General features: G+C 36.3%; 17 protein-coding genes. 7 read left to right on the top strand and 10 right to left on the bottom strand.

The features are described from left to right. Positions 1-2 precede the first annotated feature (2 nt). Complete coding sequence (locus U5B17_RS02360; protein ID WP_430803863.1) at positions 3-3005, top strand: TonB-dependent hemoglobin/transferrin/lactoferrin family receptor; 3003 nt, start codon at positions 3-5, stop codon at positions 3003-3005. Between the two features lie 119 nt (positions 3006-3124). Next, positions 3125-3949, top strand: a complete 825-nt coding sequence (locus U5B17_RS02355; protein ID WP_430803752.1) for a hypothetical protein — start codon at positions 3125-3127, stop codon at positions 3947-3949. 42 nt (positions 3950-3991) lie between these two features. On the opposite strand, the gene U5B17_RS02350 is transcribed toward U5B17_RS02355, so the two are convergent. The 5 genes from U5B17_RS02350 to U5B17_RS02330 all read right to left on the bottom strand — a co-directional run bounded on the left by U5B17_RS02350 (position 3992) and on the right by U5B17_RS02330 (position 11201). Then, complete coding sequence (locus U5B17_RS02350; RefSeq protein ID WP_430803862.1) at positions 3992-5008, bottom strand: type II asparaginase; 1017 nt, start codon at positions 5006-5008, stop codon at positions 3992-3994. A 153-nt stretch (positions 5009-5161) separates the two neighbouring features. Further along, positions 5162-6832 (bottom strand): anaerobic C4-dicarboxylate transporter, encoded by a 1671-nt coding sequence (locus U5B17_RS02345; RefSeq protein WP_430803751.1) that lies wholly within the window; start codon positions 6830-6832, stop codon positions 5162-5164. Between the two features lie 117 nt (positions 6833-6949). Further along, positions 6950-9331 carry a TonB-dependent hemoglobin/transferrin/lactoferrin family receptor gene (locus tag U5B17_RS02340; protein WP_430803750.1) on the bottom strand — a complete coding sequence of 794 codons (2382 nt, stop codon included), beginning with the start codon at positions 9329-9331 and terminating at the stop codon, positions 6950-6952. A gap of 248 nt (positions 9332-9579) precedes the next feature. Further along, positions 9580-10368, bottom strand: a complete 789-nt coding sequence (gene flgG, locus U5B17_RS02335; protein ID WP_230056282.1) for a flagellar basal-body rod protein FlgG — start codon at positions 10366-10368, stop codon at positions 9580-9582. 20 nt (positions 10369-10388) lie between these two features. Then, positions 10389-11201 carry a flagellar hook-basal body protein gene (locus U5B17_RS02330; protein WP_430803749.1) on the bottom strand — a complete coding sequence of 271 codons (813 nt, stop codon included), beginning with the start codon at positions 11199-11201 and terminating at the stop codon, positions 10389-10391. 158 nt (positions 11202-11359) lie between these two features. Between U5B17_RS02330 and rpoD the strand changes: the two genes are divergently transcribed. Further along, positions 11360-13204 (top strand): RNA polymerase sigma factor RpoD, encoded by a 1845-nt coding sequence (gene rpoD, locus U5B17_RS02325; protein ID WP_430803748.1) that lies wholly within the window; start codon positions 11360-11362, stop codon positions 13202-13204. 87 nt (positions 13205-13291) lie between these two features. Then, positions 13292-13495: a hypothetical protein gene (locus U5B17_RS02320; protein WP_430803747.1), complete on the top strand. Its 204-nt coding sequence runs from the start codon at positions 13292-13294 to the stop codon at positions 13493-13495. Positions 13496-13530: 35 nt separating this feature from the next. Here the strand turns inward: U5B17_RS02320 and U5B17_RS02315 are convergent, their stop codons facing one another. Genes U5B17_RS02315 through U5B17_RS02300 form a run of 4 tightly spaced genes read right to left on the bottom strand, consistent with a single transcriptional unit; the run spans position 13531 to position 16488 of the window. Continuing rightward, positions 13531-14814, bottom strand: a complete 1284-nt coding sequence (locus tag U5B17_RS02315; RefSeq protein ID WP_430803746.1) for a M20/M25/M40 family metallo-hydrolase — start codon at positions 14812-14814, stop codon at positions 13531-13533. 10 nt (positions 14815-14824) lie between these two features. After that, complete coding sequence (locus U5B17_RS02310; RefSeq protein WP_430803745.1) at positions 14825-15085, bottom strand: heavy-metal-associated domain-containing protein; 261 nt, start codon at positions 15083-15085, stop codon at positions 14825-14827. Next, positions 15078-15401: an aryl sulfotransferase gene (locus tag U5B17_RS02305; protein WP_430803744.1), complete on the bottom strand. Its 324-nt coding sequence runs from the start codon at positions 15399-15401 to the stop codon at positions 15078-15080. The genes U5B17_RS02310 and U5B17_RS02305 overlap by 8 nt, the downstream gene beginning before the upstream one ends. Before the next feature lies 1 nt (position 15402). Next, positions 15403-16488, bottom strand: a complete 1086-nt coding sequence (locus U5B17_RS02300; RefSeq protein WP_430803743.1) for a transglutaminase domain-containing protein — start codon at positions 16486-16488, stop codon at positions 15403-15405. Positions 16489-16576: 88 nt separating this feature from the next. On the opposite strand from U5B17_RS02300, the gene U5B17_RS02295 reads away from it, so the two are divergent. Genes U5B17_RS02295 through U5B17_RS02285 form a run of 3 tightly spaced genes read left to right on the top strand, consistent with a single transcriptional unit; the run spans position 16577 to position 18175 of the window. Then, entirely contained in the window at positions 16577-16753 is a 177-nt protein-coding gene (locus U5B17_RS02295) for a hypothetical protein (RefSeq protein ID WP_430803742.1), read from the top strand. A gap of 1 nt (position 16754) precedes the next feature. Continuing rightward, the gene (cmoB, locus tag U5B17_RS02290; RefSeq protein WP_430803741.1) at positions 16755-17645 is read left to right on the top strand and encodes a tRNA 5-methoxyuridine(34)/uridine 5-oxyacetic acid(34) synthase CmoB; all 891 of its coding nucleotides are present in this window, start codon (positions 16755-16757) and stop codon (positions 17643-17645) included. Between the two features lie 8 nt (positions 17646-17653). Next, entirely contained in the window at positions 17654-18175 is a 522-nt protein-coding gene (locus U5B17_RS02285) for a hotdog domain-containing protein (protein WP_430803740.1), read from the top strand. A 1-nt stretch (position 18176) separates the two neighbouring features. Here the strand turns inward: U5B17_RS02285 and U5B17_RS02280 are convergent, their stop codons facing one another. Continuing rightward, positions 18177-18776, bottom strand: coding sequence for an MBL fold metallo-hydrolase (locus U5B17_RS02280; protein WP_430803739.1), 600 nt, complete (start codon positions 18774-18776; stop codon positions 18177-18179). Positions 18777-18893: the final 117 nt, after the last annotated feature.

Below are 18893 nucleotides of genomic sequence, written 5' to 3'. Positions count from 1 at the left end.
AGATGAGAACAGGGATTTACTTATCTCTTTTTCTTTGTTGTGCCTTACTGGGACAAGAATCAGAGGTTGCCCTTGAAGAGGTAACTGCATATGGTGATAGCGAGGAACAAACCGTCAAAGAAAAAAAGGTTGGTGAGACAAAAATAAAAGCTGAAACGCTAAACAAAAGACAAGTTTCAGATAGCAGAGATTTGGTTAAGTACGAAACTGGTGTTACAGTTGTTGAGGCTGGTAGAAGTGGTTCTAGTGGGTATGCTATACGTGGTGTGGATGAAAATCGTGTCGGCATCATGATTGATGGACTTAGACAAGCAGAAACACTTAGCTCGCAAGGCTTTAAGGACATTTATGAGGGTTATGGGAATTTTAACAATACAAGAAATGGTGTGGAAATGGAAAATGTCAAAATGGCAACCATTACAAAAGGTGCAGACTCCATAAAAAGCGGTAGTGGCGCTTTAGGTGGCTCTGTAATGTTTGAAACAAAGGATGCAAGAGATTTTTTAATCAATAAAGATTATTATTTAGGTTTTAAAAATGGTTACCAAAGTGCCGATAGTCAAAATTTTAGATCACTTACAGCAGCGGCTAAATATAAGTGGTTTGATATGCTAGTAATTAAAACAAACAGGGACGGACACGAGAGGAAAAACTACTTTTTTGATATATACAAATCGCAAGAACAAGACTACAAAGCTTTAGGAAGAGAGCGAGAAAAGGTTGATCCATACGATATCAAACGACAAAGCACTCTTGTTAAATTTAGCTTTTCTCCATTTGATGAGCTAAGAGTAAGTGCTTCAGTAGATGACTCAAAGCTAACTTCAAAAGGAGATGATCTATCGTATCTTATTCCTGACGATCAAGGGGCTATCAGAAAAACAGATGATTATTCACATAGAAAAAATACTCAATACACAATAGAAAGCTTTACAGAGACTCCATTTTGGGATAGTGTAAAAATTTCTTACTCAAATCAAAAGATTACAAACAGAGCAAGAAACGATCAGTATTGTGATAGAGATGACTGTAAAGGTGTGTTAAATCCAAAAGGTCTAGTGTTAGACAATAGTTCAGATATTATAAAAACAGTTGATAAAGACGGAAATGAACTTACTGGTAAAAAAGATGGATATTATAGAAGCTACCACATAAAAGGAGAAAAACTTTCAGGAACAGACTATATGGAGTATGAGGCTTCAAGAGCTTATATTGATTGCAGTGTTTATGACTGCTCAAAAAAGATCAAAGTCTTTCTTGAAAGAGATGAAGAAAAAGACCAAGATGTTAATAATTTTGTAGAAAGAGAGCTTGAGATAAAAGAGATAAATGGCAAAAAATATGGTGCCGTAAAGCTACATAAATTTAAACAATTTGGCTTTTTACCAGCGATAGAAAAGGCTTATATTATAGTGCCAGGAGGCACAGGATTTGAAAACAACTCTTACACAGATAGGGACTTAAACACCAATACAAAGCAGTTTAGTATAGACTTTGAAAAAGAATTTGAAATTCTAACAACAGAACACAGCCTAAAATACGGCGGTCTTTATGGTAAAACCAGAAAAAGCATGGTAAATAAAGATGGTTTTGAAGGCAAACAAATACAATGGTGGCAAAAGAATTTTCTCTATGTAAAAGAAGAAACAGACTGGGATACAGATACTTTAAACCACATACCAGATCCTACTAGATGGGTTGGTCCAAAGTCGGGTGGAAATATAAAAACAAATATAAATTCAAGAGATTCGTTTTTAATACCAGTTCAGACAACAAATACTGCTCTTTATGTTAGTGATTACATACGGGGGGGGGATTATGCTGACTGGATAGGATTTGATTTAAATTATCGATATGACAAGACAAAACACTCGCCAAGATACGATGAAAACACTCCTGTGCCAAAAGGACTTATTACTGGCACACTTTTAAAGTTACCTTGCCCTATTGGCTCTAGGAATTGCGGATATAATGACCCAGTCTATGAAACTAATTTTCGTCAAAATTTAGCGCTTTTACTACAAGAAAAAGAGTATAAAAACCATAGCTATTCATTTGGCATAGATTTTGATCCATTTTCGTTTATGCGATTTCAAGTGAAATATGCAAATGCATTTAGGGTTCCTACATCAGATGAAATATATATGACTTTTAAACATCCTAGTTTTTCTATATTGCCAAATATAAACCTAAAAACAGAAACAGCAAAGACAAAAGAAGCTGCACTAACCTTTTATCATAACAAAAGCTTTATAACAGCAAATATCTTTCAAACCGACTATAAAAATTTTATCGATATGGAGTATCAAGGCAGAAAAGAGTTAGCATCTGGCGTTTTGCCTTATCCAACATACCAAAGCATTAATAGAGATAGTGCTGTCGTAAAGGGGTTTGAGATCAGTTCGCGATTGGAGCTAGGAGACATACATTCTAAAATGGATGGTTTTAGAATAGGATATAAACTAACCAAGCAAAAAGGCAGAATGGATGGCAATATACCAATGGATGCCATACAACCAGATACATCAGTATACACCATCGGATACTCTACCACTAACGATAAATATGGCATAGATCTTCTTTTAACAGATGTAAGAGCAAAAAAAAGTAAAGACACACACAACCCATACTGGAAAGAGCAAAGCTCAAGATGCAATGATCCATATCATATATATGCGCCACATACTTCACAAAGCTGCCCAGCAGATCATCAGCTGTCGCCAGATATAGTTAATGGGTATGCAGTAACAGATAGTACAAAACACTGGCGTAGTGGCGCATATAGAGTACTTGATCTTATCGCATATGCAAAACCAACTAAAAATTTCTCATTTACTTTTGGAGTATATAACATAACAGATGAGAAATATATCACTTGGGATTCGATGCGTTCCATTCGTGTTTTTGGTACATCAAATTTAATAAATCAGAAAACAGGCGCAGGTATAAAACGCTTCTATGCGCCAGGTAGAAACTTTAAATTCACTTGGGAAGTGAAATTTTAAGCTTAAAATTTCACAGATAAATGAAAATTTTATCTGTGAAATTTTTTCTTTTTATATATCTATAAAGCTATTTTTAACTTATATTTTTATAGAATATATTTCAAACAAAGGAGCCTTTATTGAGAGTTTTGTCAAGAATTTACAACCATCTTTTTAGTCCTGCTTCACTTATAAATATCATTGAAGAAAACAAGATAAAAGGCATGAGTGTAGATTCTAGTGAGCTTTATAAATTTGCCATCTTAAAAACTGAACGCAACATGAAAGCAACCATATTAGCATATGAAGAATTACTAGCAAAACATCCGACAAAACGACCACTTTTTATATTTGAAAACACGACTCAGTGTGAATACACAAGCTCTCATGCAGCCACTGGTGAGTTTTTTTTCGATATTGACGAGTACAATAGATCTTTTGCTAATGGAGCAGCAGAGATTAAGAAGTTTGAGCACATTTTAAGAGTTTTAAACACTAAAAATACAAGCCTTAGCGACTTTTATGGCAAGATAAATTTAAGTAAAAATAATGCATTTAAAGCACTTGCAGAGCTTAGCTACAATGATGCAAAATTCTTAGAAGAGGATATCATCGTGCACCTTTGTCCCACCAAAAAGAGCTCAGAATGTTTTGCGAGGATGATAAATGGTTACTTTGTTGATGACTTACAACCTCACCAAAGCTACGCACTTATAAATTTTGTCTGCTCGTTTGAATATGATTTTATAGGTATAGGCGCGAATTTAATGCTATTTTACAGACCAAATCTACTCGAAAAAAATAGAGCAAAAGAGCTTTTTGCTGAGCTTGAAAAATTATATGGACTAAATGAAAAACAGTTGCAAGAAGCGATCAGCTTTTTAGTAGAAAGCAAAAAATATCTCTTACTACCTTACACAAACTCATTTAGCGACACAAAATCTACTCAACCAAGTATAAAATAATTATATTTTTAAAAAAGGACGGAGTATCTCCGTCCATAAGATTTAATGAGTTAAAAATAGCTCTTGAATTTTTGCTTTATCCATAGTTTTTGTAAGTGCTAGCATCAAAAGCACTCTAGCCTTTTGAGCATTTAAGTTATCGCTTGCTAAAAAGCCGTATTTTGCGTCATCTACCTCGCCATTTAGCGTTGTTTCACCACTTCCTACACGAGAGTCGCGCACTACAACAACACCCTTTTTTACGCCTTCGCCAAGCGCTTCAAGCACAGTTGGGAAAGGGTTTCCGTTGCCCATACCAGCACTTATAATGCCTTTTGCTCCGTTTTTAATAGCTATATTTGCAAAGTCGGCATTGTCATTTGCATGGCTGTAAAGTATATCAACGCGAGGCAACTCAGTGATTTTTGTGATGTCAAACTCTGAGCTAGATGTGTGTTTTCTAAGTGGAGCCATATAAAATTTGACATTGCCATAAAATACAGTACCTATCTTGCCAGCATTTGGCGACTTAAATGTCTCAACTCCAGTGGTATTAGTTTTAGTAACCTCTCTTGCTGCATGAATTTCATCATTCATCACAACCATAACGCCCTTATTTACACTATCTTTACTAATTGCAACATTTACAGCATTAAAAAGATTTAGCGGTCCGTCAGCACTTAGTGAGCCAGAGTTTCTCATAGCACCAACCATAACGATCGGCTTATCGCTTTTAACTACTAAATTTAGAAAATATGCCGTCTCTTCCATAGTATCCGTACCATGAGTGATAACAACACCATCTGCCTTACCACTAGTTAGTAGCTCATTTACGCGTTTGGCAAGTTTTAGCCATACTTCGTTATTCATCTCCTGAGAGCCTATTTGTGAGATTTGCTCGCCCTTTATCGTAGCTATCTCATTTATCTGTGGAACTGCTGCAATAAGCTTATCTACTGTAACAGTGCCAGAAGTATAAGCGGTCGAAAGCTCTCCAGATCCACTACCAGCGATAGTACCACCAGTTGCAAGGATATAAATCGTAGGCTTAGCAAAAGCCAAAGTAGTTCCAAGAAGCATAAATGCTACCACCTTTAATACAAATTTCATTCTATCTCCTTTGTAAGAAAATTGATGAAACATTATATCTATATTAAATTAAAATTTTACTTAGTTATTTTAAAGATTTGTCTAAAATTTTAGAGATTTCGGGGATACTCTCCCCGAAAGTTTTTATAGGTAGCCAAAAAGACCTGTAAATATATAGCCAAATATACAAGAAACTACAACACCGATGAGTCCTGGTATGATAAAGCTGTGGTTAATAACAAATTTACCTATCTTTGTTGTGCCAGAGCGGTCAAACTGTATCGCTGCAAGGTCACTTGGGTAAGTTGGCAAAATATAATACCCATAGCAAGCTGCAGCAAAAGCAAGAATAATAGCTGGATCAACACCAATACCAAGCGCAAGTGGAACAAATGCAACAAGTGCAGCTGCTTGAGAATTTACAAATTTTGAAATCAAAAGCAACATCACAGCATATGTCCAAGGATACTCTTTTACTATATCCCCAAGCGCAGCCTTCATCATAGGCGTATGCACTGCAAACATCGTTTCAGCCATCCAGCTGATACCAAAAACTGCAACAAGCGCGATCATACCTGATCTAAATATCTCATTTTTACCGATCTTGTTAGCATCAGTTGGTGTAAATATAATAATCGCCGCACCAGCTAAAAGCATAAAAATTTGAATAACATGAACCATGCCAAGAGTATATTTTGAAGCTTGTTTATTAGAAATATTAATGTATGAGCCTTGAAATTCCTCTTTTTTACCATCAGCGTTCATATAAGTAACTGTGCCATCATTTGAACGCACAAAGCTCTCTTTCGCGCCATTTTTACTTGTTATCTCAACAGCTTGAGCTTTCTGGCTTGAGCCTATCTTGCTGTTTGAGACACTAAGTTCTGTTGATTGAGCCAAAATGCTACCATCTTTTACGGTAACAGTTTTTAAAATTTTTTGCTCTGTTGGATAGTTTGCAATAACTTGAACTATCGTCGCATCTTTTGTAGAAGACCAGCTTGGACGAAGCTCTTTAAAGTATCCAAGAAATGCCACCACAGCGATAGCAGCCAAAAATATCCACATCGCAGCCCACTGATGATTTGGTAATTTTTTACCAAGAAGAGTTACAGAGTCGCCATAAACATACTTTTTAAATTCAGGATCTTTAATCTTTTCTTGAAATTCCTCATCTTTATCAAGATCTTTTCCTCTAAACCAACTAAAAATTCCTATCACTAAAACACCACAAAATGTCGATGGTATAGTGATTTTCAAAAGATCAAGATAGCCATCAAAGCCAGGGATAGGGTTTTTTGCGCCCAGCAAAAATGCAGTCAGCGTAACAACAGCAACCGAAACTGGACTTGCGATAATACCCATCTGCGATGAAATCGAGCTTGCAGCCATCGGGCGCTCAGGGCGTATGCCATTTTTAATAGCAATATCATAAACAATCGGAAGCACCGTATAAACAACATGTCCAGTACCACAAAGTATAGTAAGCGTGCAAGTAACAAACGGCGCAAGAATGCTTACATATTTTGGATTTTTACGCAAAATTCTCTCTGCGATCTGAAGCATAACATCAAGACCTCCAGAGGCTTGCAAGGTAGCACTGGCCACAACAACCGCAAGAATAGTTAGCATTACATCTATAGCTGGCTTTCCTGGTTGGATATGAAAGCCAAATATAAGCATAATAAGTCCTATACCTCCTAGCATACCAAGAGCTATACCGCCCTTTTTTGCACCATAAAACAGACAAATAAGCACGATGGCGATTTGTATGCTAAACTGCCACCCCTCGCTTAAACTTGTGAGAAATTCCATATTTTCCCCTTCCCATTTAAAATATATTTGACATTATATTAACTTTGCTTTAAAAAATAATTAAATTTTTAACTTTAAATTTACTTTAGCACAATTTATGTTTTATAAAAGTTTGTTTTAATATCTCATCTCAAAACTAACGCTAAAATTTCGCCCAGCTGCTGTATATCGTTCAAGTCCAACGCCAGAGCCTAAAACATAACCTTGATTACCATTATATCTTAGCTGACGAAGACTATCCCAAGTTGTATATTTTTTATCAAAAAGATTAAAAATCCCTGCATTGATACTAAAATTTTTACTTATTTTATACCCTGCAGTTAGGTCGTAGATGGTGTAGGACTTGCCTAGATATGGATGCGGTTTTATATCGCCTTTATATACATCTCCGGTCGTTTTATCGACATTTACTTGAAGTGAGTTTAGTGGGATAAAATCCATCGCATCTTTTTGCTTTTTAGCTCTTACATATTTGCTAGTTAGCAAGAGATTAAGTTTTTCTCCTTCATAGCCAAAACCTAAAATTGCCGTAAACGGCTGAACCGCCATAAGCGAAGTTCCGTCGCTTTTGCGTCCTTTTTGATAGGTGGCTTTTAGCGTTGCAAAATATTCGTCAGCCAAATTTAATACTCCACCATTTGCCCTTGCATTTAGCTCAATGCCTTTGATGACCGCTTGATCAATATTTGTCTGTTTATAGATGACTTTATCAAGCGAGTATTCCGTCCTATGTGTTGGCGTACCAGGAGGGGCACCCCAGTTACGAACTCGTCTAGAATTTACTACAACATCATATCCAATATCTATAAAATCACTATATTTTGTATAAAACGCACTAGCTGCAACTGCGTAATTTTCACTATTTTTAACCAAACTAATTTCATGATTTTGTGCTTTTTCTGGCTTTAAGTCCAAATTTCTAGCATAAACGGTGTTAGAGCTTGAAGTCCCCATCTCAAAATACATCTCTTCAACTTTTGGTGCACGAAAGCCTGTGCTAAACGCATAAGAAAATGCCGTATCATCAGCAAATTCATACTCAAATCCAGCCTCGTAAGTAAAAGCATTAAATTTACTCTCAGGAAGCTGTTTAATTTGCTGTCTTGCGTTTTCATATTTTAAATTTGAAATTTTTGGCGTATAGGTATAGCTATCAGCTCTAATGCCGAAGTTTAAATTTAGTGTGTCATTTACGCTAATATCATCTCTTAAATACGCATAAAAAAGTTTGCTTTCAACAGGTTGCTGGTAAGTGAAATTTTTGGTATCTGCCCCCCCTGCACCGTGGTAGCTGTAAGTTAGCTCGGTATTTTCGTTTGAAAACTCACCATTATGAAGTCCAGCACCAAAGCTAAAAATATGTCCGCCAATATCGCCAAAAATACCCTCGCTATCAAATTGTGTGCGTTTTTGGCTAAACTCATAGCTTCTATACTTATCAATCTTATCATTTAGATGTGCATTTAATCTAGGAAATGCATTATACTGTGTGCTGTGCGAAATTTGCTGGACTTTTTGCTTTGATAGACCAGCCTTAAAATAGCTTAAAATTTCATCACTGCTTGGTTCGTATTCGTAGTATATACCATATCTTTCGTATGGTATTTTTTCATTGAAATTTCGCCTGTTTGCCGATGCGACGCTGTTGCTTTTTTGCTCTGTAAAATGCTCTTGTTTTAAATCTTCGTAAAAACTGTTTATAAAGTGATCGTCATATCTGTAGCCTAGTTTTGCAAGGCGAGAGTTGCTTTTGCTATCTGCTGTGTCTGGTAAAATTCTACCAAAAGAGCAGAGATTTGGGTATTTGTGCGTGTTATTTTCGCCACTTGTTGTCATACCACAATACGATATGTCTTTAATGCTTCCGCTGTAATAGTTTTTATACTCATCGCCGTTTTTGTAAGTGTGCTGAAAAAGTGCTTCGATGCCGTGAAATTTCACACCAGCACCTGTGACTTGGCGAAATTCATTATTTATAGATGCGTAGCCTGTTTTGCTATAAAAGCCAAAATTTTCACCCTCTCTTACAAAATCATCGGCATTTTTAGTCTGCATGGATACCGATCCACCGATCGCACCACTACCTTTTGTTAGAGAATTTGCTCCTTTTGTGATCTCGACACTTGATAAATTTTCAAGCTCAGTAGAGTTGCGATTGCCATTCATTAAGCCTTTGATATAGTAAAATCTTGGCATAAAACTTTGTGCGGCCTCCATCCCATCAACCTTTACAGACACTCTATCGCTATCAACGCCTCGTATAGCATAGCCGTTATTACCACTTCTGCCACCCTCGGTAACGCTAACGCCCGTTTCATTTCTTACAAGATCTTTTTCGTTAAAAATTTGCCCTTTTTTAATATCGCTTTTATTTAAAATAGACTTTTTAGATGAGTTATTTTTGGCTGTTACGCTTACTTCATCAAGCCTAACTTCATTAGTTGCAAAGATCGTATTTACGAGCAACATCGCAACTATGCCACCATATTTTTTAAGCATAAGAATTCCTTTAAATTAAAAATAGTTCTCAATTATAAGGGAATTTTGCTTAATTATAATTGATACTAATTATTAATATATAAAGAAATTTATAAATAAAACAAACCCACAAGTCACAAAATTTGCAGGTTTTAAACCTAGTTGATCGTCCGACTATTTTTAAACTCATCGCTTGAAAAATAAAGCACATCGACCACCCAAGCAAGAAGCATAAATACAATCACAGATAAAACATAAATCATCTTAACCTACCTTTTTAGTCCATTTACTATCTCAAGCATCGAGTCGCTCGTAGTGATGCCTTTTGAATTTGCCTCATAAGCACGCTGACCCGTGATAAGATCAGTCATCTCCTCAACTAGCTGGACATTACTCATCTCTATAAAGCCCTGCCTTATAGTGCCAATACCATCAAGTCCAGCTACGCCAACAACGACATTGCCACTAGCCGCTGTTTCAAGATAGTTATTATCGCCCATAGAGTGAAGTCCTGCTGGGTTTATAAAATTTGCAAGCTCTATCTGTCCCACTTGCGCCATCTCAGCCTCTCCTGGTTGCAAGATAGAAACCGTACCATCAATGCCGATAGAAATTTGTGTTGCATTTTCAGGGATAACTATCTGCGGTATAAGCTGATAACCATCAGAATTTACTACCGTACCGTTTGCATCAAGCTTAAACGCGCCATTTCTAGTATAAGCTGTAGTTCCATCGGGAAGCTGAATTTGAAAAAAGCCATCGCCAGCGATAACAACATCAAGGTTGTTGCTTGTCTCTTTAAAATATCCTTGTGAAAAAATTTTATTTATAGCTGTTGGACGAACACCAAGACCCACCTCAATGCCAGTTGGGCTTGTAGTAGTCTGGCTAGTTGCAGTGCCTGCATACTCCATAACCTGATACATTAAGTCTGCAAATTCCGCACGATTTTTCTTATATCCATAGGTATTTACATTTGCGATATTGTGCGTTGTTACATCTATTTGCGTTTGCTGTGCTATCATACCTGTTGCAGAGGTATAAAGTGATCTCATCATAGCTTTTATCCTTTTAAATTTTATTGTCTTACACTGGCGATTTTTGAGATCGCGTCGTTGTTTAGGTCGTCCATATGGCTTGTCATGACTTTTTGATAAATTTCAACCAAACGCTGTGTCTCAATAAGACCCACCATTTCGGTTACTGGATTGACATTTGACATCTGAGCATATCCTTGAAATACAACATCAGCATCTGCCACATCAGCAACATCGTCCATTGTTTTTGGTTTATACAAATTATCTCCCACCTTTTCTATGTCACGAATTTCTCTTGGTTGCGCTATAAAAAGCTTTACTATAGGCTCGTTATTAGCGTAAGCATTACCGTTTTTATCAACCGTTAGCTTTGTGTCAGAAGCTATTTGAATACCACGAGAATTTTCAGGCAAAGCCTCATATCCACTAGGCAAAACCCTATATCCCTCTTTGCTAACCAAAAAACCTTCACTATCAAGGCTAAAAGCACCATTTTTAGTTAGTCTTGGTCCTTGAGGAGTATCGACTAAGAAAAAAAGGTCATCTCGCTTTATTGCAAAGTCAAGATCATTTGTACTGTGCTTTATACCACCAGAGCTAAAATCTGTATATTCTTCAACGATTTGCGGAACTCTATCAATCGTTCTATTTAAGTATTTTGCAGCATCTTTTGTATGATTTTTAAGCGGAAGCTCATCTTGAACTTGCTTAAAAATTCTAGCAAAATCTCCAACAACAACATCATCTCTTTTATATCCAATAGTATTTACATTTGCGAGATTGTTTGTAATGACATTTAGTCTATTAAACTGCGTAACCATCGCGCCTGTGGCTTGGTAGTATCCATTTTGCATTTTACACCTTAGTATAGGCTTTTGCCAAAAAATTTTTATCTTTAACCTCACATAAGCAAAAAGTGTTCCAAAATAAATTTTATAAAATATTAAGAAAATTTCGGTATAATCCATCTCTTTTAAAACCCGTGATAGCACAAAAGGGAGTATCTACTAATATGAGTTCAGCAAAGAAAAATTTTTCCCAAGTCGAAGAGCTTTTTGCCGAAAATGCAAAAGGTTTTGTTACCTATGAAAAACTTGTAAAACTATTTGACAAAGCCCCAGCAGCAACGGTCATAAAAAAGATCGAATCCTTAGCTAAAACACATAAAGTACAGCTTCTTACTGCTGCTTCAATCGCAAAAATGCGAAATATTGAAGATGCTAAAAAACGCCAAAAAGAGATCGAAAAAACACAAGAAGTTGATATAGAAGAAGAATTTGACCTAGTTGGCGATAGTGACTTTTTAGAGTGGTCGCGCTCTGATAGCCCAGTCAGAATGTATCTTAGAGAGATGGGTCAAATAGCCTTGCTTACAAAAGAAGAAGAAGTAGAGATAAGCAAAAGAATAGAACTTGGCGAAGACATAATAATCGACGCTTTTTGCTCTGTGCCATTTTTGATAGACTTTATACTAGATTATAAAGAGCCACTTATAAACAGAGAGCGTCGTGTTAAAGAACTTTTTAAAAGCTTTGAAGATGAAAATGAAGAGGATATCGAAGAAGATGAAAATGAAGATGAATACACTGATGAAGATGAAAAGCCAAAGAAAAATTTAAAAAACGATAAGCGTGCAGAGAAGGTTATAGAGAGTTTTAAAGCACTTGAAAAAGCCAAAAAAGAGTGGCTTAAAAGTGCTGGAAAGCAAGCAGAGCTTGAAGAAAACGATGTGGGCGGAAACTTAAATATAGCATTTAAGAAGAAGATTTTAAAAGACAAGCTCATGGACTTAGGTCCTACAAGCAAGCTGATAACCGAGATCGTAAAATCAATGGAGACGGCACTAAAAAGCGATGATGAGTTTGACAGAGAACTAAAACGCCTAGAATACCGCCTTCCGATGTTTAGTGATGAGCTTAAGAAAAACCACAAAGGAATTTTAAAAGATATCTTAAAACTTAGTAAAGAAGATATCATCTCTCGTGTTCCAGAAGCCACGATGGTTTCAACTTATGTTGAGATAAAAAAACTTTTTCAAACAAAAGAGGCAAGTAAAAGTGGTTTTAACCTAGAACCAGCTAAGCTTAAAGAGGTTTTAGAACAAATAAAACGCGGAAAGAAAATTTCTGATGAAGCAAAAGCCAGAATGGCAAAGTCAAACCTAAGACTGGTTGTAAGTATCGCAAAACGCTACACAAACCGCGGTCTGCCATTCCTTGATCTTATACAAGAGGGAAATATCGGGCTTATGAAGGCGGTAGATAAATTTGAGTACCGCAAAGGGTATAAATTTTCTACCTATGCAACATGGTGGATACGCCAAGCAATCTCTAGAGCTATCGCAGATCAGGCCAGAACTATAAGAATCCCTATCCATATGATAGAAACTATAAACCGCATTAACAAAATAAATAGAAAATACATGCAAGAAGAAGGCAAAGAGCCAGATGTTAGTGTAATAGCTGAAGAGGTCGGACTGAGCATAGATAAGGTGAAACAGGTTATAAAAATCACAAAAGAGCCTATCAGTCTTGAAGCCCCTATCGCAAACGAGGATGATGGTAAATTTGGTGATTTTGTTGAGGATAAAACATCTTTAAGTCCTATGGATCACATCCTAAAAGGTGACTTAAGACAGCAAATAGATGAGGTTTTAAGTCAGCTAAATGACCGTGAAAAGGCTGTTATTTGTATGAGATTTGGTCTGCTTGACGATGAGAGCGACCGCACACTTGAAGAGATAGGCAAAGCACTAAATGTTACTCGCGAGCGTGTTCGCCAGATCGAAAGTTCGGCGATTAAAAAACTAAAACATCCAAAAGTTGGCAGAAAACTTAAAAACTATATCGAGGGGTAAGCACCCCCCCCACTTCTGTAAGTTTTATAAAAAAGTTTTGCATTTACTTTAAAATACTATAATGTATAAAAATTTAGAAGGATAAAAGTGATCTCAGGGATAAATTCTTTTAACACTTACCAAAACATTAGCCAACCAAGAGAACGCAGTGAGCTTAATCAAGCCGAAGAGGTACAAAAAGTGCAACTTCAAGCTATGAAAGCTTCAGAACAACTTGCCGAGCAAACACTTGAGCTAAGTGCAAGTGAAGAAAATTTACAAGCAAGAAAAAATTTAGATATTTTTGCTTAAACTTAAAAATTTAGGCTAGTTACCCTAGCCTAAATTTACTGATATTTTTTTACGATATTTCTTACGACTTTAGTTATGATCTCCACCGAAGCTATCTCGCATTTTTCACGAGTTGAGTGCGGAGAGTAGATATTTGGACCTATCGAGCAAGCTTCCATATCACCATGCTTATCACGCAAAACTCCACATTCAAGTCCAGCATGTATAGCAGCTAGCTTTGCTTGTGGGCGAAACTTTAAAAGCTCTTCTAAAACTGTATGCGCAAACTTATCTGGTTCTGGTTTCCAAGGCACCGATCTATCCTTGCTAGTTACGCTAAAACCAAGAGCCAAGGCAAGCTCACTAAGCTCAAATTCCATCCTATGAAGCCCATTCCAAGTCATCGAACGAGCAAAAAACTCAACCTCGGCTGTCTTTTTATCAAATTTTAAAAGTGATAAATTTACGCTATCATTTGGCAAGCCAAGCTCTGAATTATAACTTCTTACACCTTGCGAAAAGGCATTTATAAGAGCTAGGATTTTATCCCCATTTTCCAAAATTTCATATTTTTCATCAAGTTTTTTAACGCTTATGTGTGGGTTATCACTTTTTAGTAAAATTTTACTTACAACTATTGCTTTTGCTGAAGTTGGTATAGAGTTGCTTCGCTCGCCACCCTCGATAAAAGCAATCTTTGCTTTGCTTTTTCTCACAAATTCAGCCAAGACTTTTATCGCATTTGGTATATCTTTATGTATCTCATTTCCAGAGTGCCCACCGGGATAGCCAGATACCAAAATCTCATACACATCTCCTTGATCGGCTTTTTTTGAGCTCACATCAATGCTAGCAAATACATTTATACCACCGGCACATCCTGTTACAACCTCGTTATCATCTTCACTGTCAAGGTTTAAAAGTTTTTTACTAACAAGCTTACCTTTAAAGTTATTTGCCCCAACAAGCCCAACCTCTTCGTCATTTGTAAAAAGACACTCAACATTATCAAAATCGGCAAGCATTTGCATCATCATGGCAACACCTATACCATTATCAGCACCTAAAGATGAGTTTTTAGCTCTCATAAAGCCATCATCATGATACTCAACTACAACATTTGGTGCATCACCCATGCAAACCATATCATAATGACTTTGTAAACAAATTTTTGGCTCGCCCTTTATGGCATGTATATTTCCAAACTCATCTACGCTTACTTTTGCACCTTTTTGCTTTGCAAAATCAGCCAAAAACTCACGCATCTGTGCAGTTTCAAAACTACAATGCGGTATCTTGCAAAGTTGCTCAAATTTTACTAAAACTTCATTTTTGATCACTTTTGCCTCCTTATTTTATGATAACTCCTGGATATTCAGTTGCTTCAAGTGCTTTTAATATCTCATTTTCATTAACATCATCGCTAGCTTGTATGGTTAAAATTTTACTTTTCATATCAGCCTTTGCGCTTTTTACACCATCAACTTTCAAACTAGCTTTTCTTACTATGGCTGTACATAATGGGCAATGAATTTTTTCAACCTTTATAACTATCATTTTATCAGCAAAAAGCGACGATGTAAAAAGTAAAATAGCTAAAATTTTACGCATAAAGTTCTCCTAAAATTTCTGGATAAAATAGCAAAATAACCAGCAAAAAACCCAAAAGAGCATATATCACATACCATCTTTTGCGTCTGCTATCTAGCGAGCAGGTATTTTGGTTAAAAAATATATAAAATATCGAAACACCGAAAGAAACAAGTGAAAGCATAGTAAATATTGTACGATATTGACTAAGTGGCTCTAAAAATGAAAGAAACGAAAAACTCGTTCCAAACAAGACAAAAAGTAGCGCAGGAAGGCAACAAAGTGTTGCCATAAATGCGCTTACAATAGCTAAAAATATAAATTTTATATGTTTCAACTCACACTTCTTTTGATGTATAATTGTAGCTAAATTCTTTTGGATCGTAATAGTTTTGTGTATTACCATCAACCTCGGCATACGGATAACCAAAATTATTTATAGGTGTTTGCTCGGCTCTTGGCTTTAAGTTAAAGTCGCGACCATAGTTAAAGCCTATCCAGCACATCTCCCAGTTACCAAATAAAAACTCGCGCACCTCATTTAGCTTCGCATCGCCATTTTGTAGCTTCTCGCCAAGTCTAACCTTTGTCACATCAGCAGGATCAACAGGTATCCAGCCATAACCCTTAAGATAAAACTCTGCTCTACAATGCTGAGCACCAGAAATATGACTTAGTCCGTCATCTTTTGGCTTTGCACCCATTTGACCGCTAAATCTTGATGAGCCAACCCTAATACCAAAAAGCTCACGAGCAGGGATACCTAGCGCCCTACAAAGCCCAACAAATACACTATTTATATCCGTACATTTGCCAACTAATTTACCACTTTCAAGTATCATTTTTACATCGCCCAGACCACATCCCATAACGCTATTATCGCGCTCCATCGTATCAGCTACCCAGTTATAAATAAGCCTTGCACGCTCCAAATCGCCCTTAGTCTTGCCAACTATCTTGTCTGCAAATTCTTTTACTATGCCCGTTGTTGGAATTTGTGCAGTAGGTTCTAAATAGCGCGATATCTCAGGAACAAGCTTTTCATTTTCGTTAAAATTTACCTTGCTAAAGTCAGTGTTTCTCTCAGTTGTTTGAATTTTAAAGCTAACATCTATAAACGCCTTTTGCTCGTCTTTATTAAAGTCTGCAAAAAGTGTAGGAATTTCAAGATCTGAGATAAAATACTCTCTTGCGCTTGTGTCTACTTTATAGTCACTTACAAGTTGTTGAAAAGGGGTATTTGTAACAAGTGGCAGCCAAAATCTGGTCATCTTGCCCTTTTCTAAAATGGCATGTTTTAAACTCACATCAAAAATTCGCACTGCACCCATTTTTTGGACACTATTAGCTCCAAAAGCAACACTTGGCAGCACACTTGCTGCACCTAAAACCGCACCTATTTTAAAAAAATCTCGTCTTTGCATAAAAATGCCTTGTATTAAAATGACTAAACTTAGTCCTAGTGCTTGCATTTTACTATAAATTCTTAAAATTTATGATAAAATCAACGCCATGAGAAATTTTTTTAAACTTTTTATCCTGATATTTGTTTCATTTTGCCTAAATGGCTGTCTATTTTTAAATGAAAGAGGCATTTCTACAAGATATTATAACGACTGCAAAGAGTATTATGATGCGGCTGGAAACTACCAAAAAGACTGCCCACACAATGTCATAGACTGGAAATAGCATGCAAGAGTTTTTAAAACTTAAGCAAAAAGAGCTAAATACAGCTAAAAATTTAGACATCTTAAAAAAGCTTGAATATCTTGGTAAGATAGAGGCAAAATGCGATTTTGATGATGTTGTAAGAATAAATTTTAGCAATATAAGTGGCCAAAATTTAAAGCGCATAGAAGACATAGCAAAACAGCTAAAACCATGGAGAAAAGGACCTTTTGCGCTAAATGAAATTTTTATTGATACCGAATGGCAAAGCTTTATAAAATTTAATCTACTCGCCCCACATCTTGATTTATGTGAAAAAAGCGTTGCAGATGTTGGGTGCAATAATGGCTATTATATGTTTCGTATGTTGCCATTTAAGCCCAAAAAACTGGTTGGTTTTGATCCTAGTGTGCATACTTTTATGCAGTTTAGATTTTTAAATCACTTCATTTGTTCAGACATTCAGTATGAACTTCTTGGCGTGGAGCACTTAGCTAGCTATGGCATGAAATTTGATACTATTTTTTGCCTTGGTGTGATATATCATAGAAGCGATCCAGTAAAGATGTTAAAAGAGTTAAAAAGTGCATTAAATGATGGCGGAGAAATTTTTTTAGATACGATGTATATTGACATGCGAGGAGACTTTGCGCTAACACCAAAAAATACATATTCTAAAATCCCAAATATCTACTTTGTGCCTACCATTTCAGCACTTCAAAACTGGTGCGAAAGGGCAAAATTTAAGGATTTTGAAATTTTAGCAACAAAGCCGACAGACTTTGAAGAGCAACGAAAAACTGAGTGGATAAACGGACAAAGTCTTGAAAGCTTTTTAGACCCATTTGATAGCACAAAAACTATCGAAGGCTATCCAGCGCCACGCAGAGTTTATATTAAAATAAAAATTTAAGGAAAAATATGGCTGAAGATAACATTTATGAAGAGGCTAACGACTCGCAAATCATCCTTCCAGAAGATGAAAATCCATTTCGCAATGACATAAAAACATCAACAGAGATAAAGCTAAACTTAAGCGGAGTGGTGACAGAACTTGAAAAAAACCATTCAAAAACACGGCTATTTACGACAGCTGAGATGGTTTGCGACACTGAAGGACTTATACATAGCGGTTTTATATTTTCTGCTGCAAACTATGCGGCACTAACATCAATAAATTTACAAAACTGCGTTACCATAAACGCTAGGATAAATTTCTTTGCTCCCGCAAAGCTTGGAGATGTTATAGACTTTGAAGCCACAGCTTATTTTGACGAGTCGCGCAAGCGAGATGTGCGAGTAATAGGTCGCATAAGAGAGATGAAGGTCTTTGAAGGCACATTCCAGCTAGTGACACTTGAAGAGCATATATTTACAGCTCAACAAAAAAATATCCAAAAAGAGGCTGCCCTAAGGCGTGCTAGAGATAAAGAACAAGCTTAGGTCAATACATTTTTACATATTGTAGCCAAGAGGTAAAATTTTGCTTCTCACGCTGTAGTGAAGTTTCACCTCCATGCCCTGGCAATATCCTAAAATCACCCTGCAATTTCATAGCCTTTTCAAGACTTTTTATCATATCATTTTTATTTGAATACGGAAAATCCCATCTGCCTATACTATCTTTAAATAAAAAATCCCCACTAAACACAACATCTGCAAAACGAACCATCGAACAGCCAGGAGTGTGGCCTGCAAAGTGCATAAACTCAAAGCTAAACCCCTCACACTCATAAGCACCCTCATCAACGGCAAAATCTGGTTTGCAAACATTATATCCTTCATTAAAAATATCATTTTCAAGCATAAAAGCATCATCTTTATGGATAAAAATTGGTGCCAAACTTGCCTTTTTGATCTCACAAATATCATAGATATGATCGAAATGTCCGTGCGTGCAGATGATAGCTTTTAAATTTTTAGCATTTTTCATAACCCAGTCAAAAGCGCCGTCTCCGGGGTCTATAACAGCCTGTTTGTCTCCTAAATTTACTATATAGCAGTTTGTTGCATATACGCCAAAGGCTTTTGAGAGAATTTCCATATTTTTCCCTTTTTTAATTCATTTCTTTAAGAATTTTACAAAAAAATCCTTAAACTTAAAAAAAAATTTATGCTAAATAGGCTACAATAGCTATTATTAAATAATATTTTAAGAGGG

The sequence above is a fragment of the Campylobacter australis genome, from assembly GCF_050586305.1.
GTDB lineage: Bacteria > Campylobacterota > Campylobacteria > Campylobacterales > Campylobacteraceae > Campylobacter_A.
The sequence above is the reverse complement of the archived record's forward strand: the minus strand, read 5'-3'. Positions and strand labels throughout refer to the sequence as shown.

Coding starts and splice junctions, on each gene's coding strand:
- U5B17_RS02360 (WP_430803863.1), top strand. CDS start 3: ATGAGAACAGGGATTTACTTATCTCTTTTTCTTTGTTGTGCCTTACTG.
- U5B17_RS02350 (WP_430803862.1), bottom strand. CDS start 5,008: ATGCTTCTTGGAACTACTTTGGCTTTTGCTAAGCCTACGATTTATATC.
- U5B17_RS02345 (WP_430803751.1), bottom strand. CDS start 6,832: ATGGAATTTCTCACAAGTTTAAGCGAGGGGTGGCAGTTTAGCATACAA.
- U5B17_RS02340 (WP_430803750.1), bottom strand. CDS start 9,331: ATGCTTAAAAAATATGGTGGCATAGTTGCGATGTTGCTCGTAAATACG.
- flgG (WP_230056282.1), bottom strand. CDS start 10,368: ATGATGAGATCACTTTATACCTCTGCAACAGGTATGATAGCACAGCAA.
- U5B17_RS02330 (WP_430803749.1), bottom strand. CDS start 11,201: ATGCAAAATGGATACTACCAAGCCACAGGCGCGATGGTTACGCAGTTT.
- rpoD (WP_430803748.1), top strand. CDS start 11,360: ATGAGTTCAGCAAAGAAAAATTTTTCCCAAGTCGAAGAGCTTTTTGCC.
- U5B17_RS02310 (WP_430803745.1), bottom strand. CDS start 15,085: ATGCGTAAAATTTTAGCTATTTTACTTTTTACATCGTCGCTTTTTGCT.
- U5B17_RS02300 (WP_430803743.1), bottom strand. CDS start 16,488: ATGCAAAGACGAGATTTTTTTAAAATAGGTGCGGTTTTAGGTGCAGCA.
- U5B17_RS02295 (WP_430803742.1), top strand. CDS start 16,577: ATGAGAAATTTTTTTAAACTTTTTATCCTGATATTTGTTTCATTTTGC.
- cmoB (WP_430803741.1), top strand. CDS start 16,755: ATGCAAGAGTTTTTAAAACTTAAGCAAAAAGAGCTAAATACAGCTAAA.
- U5B17_RS02285 (WP_430803740.1), top strand. CDS start 17,654: ATGGCTGAAGATAACATTTATGAAGAGGCTAACGACTCGCAAATCATC.
- U5B17_RS02280 (WP_430803739.1), bottom strand. CDS start 18,776: ATGGAAATTCTCTCAAAAGCCTTTGGCGTATATGCAACAAACTGCTAT.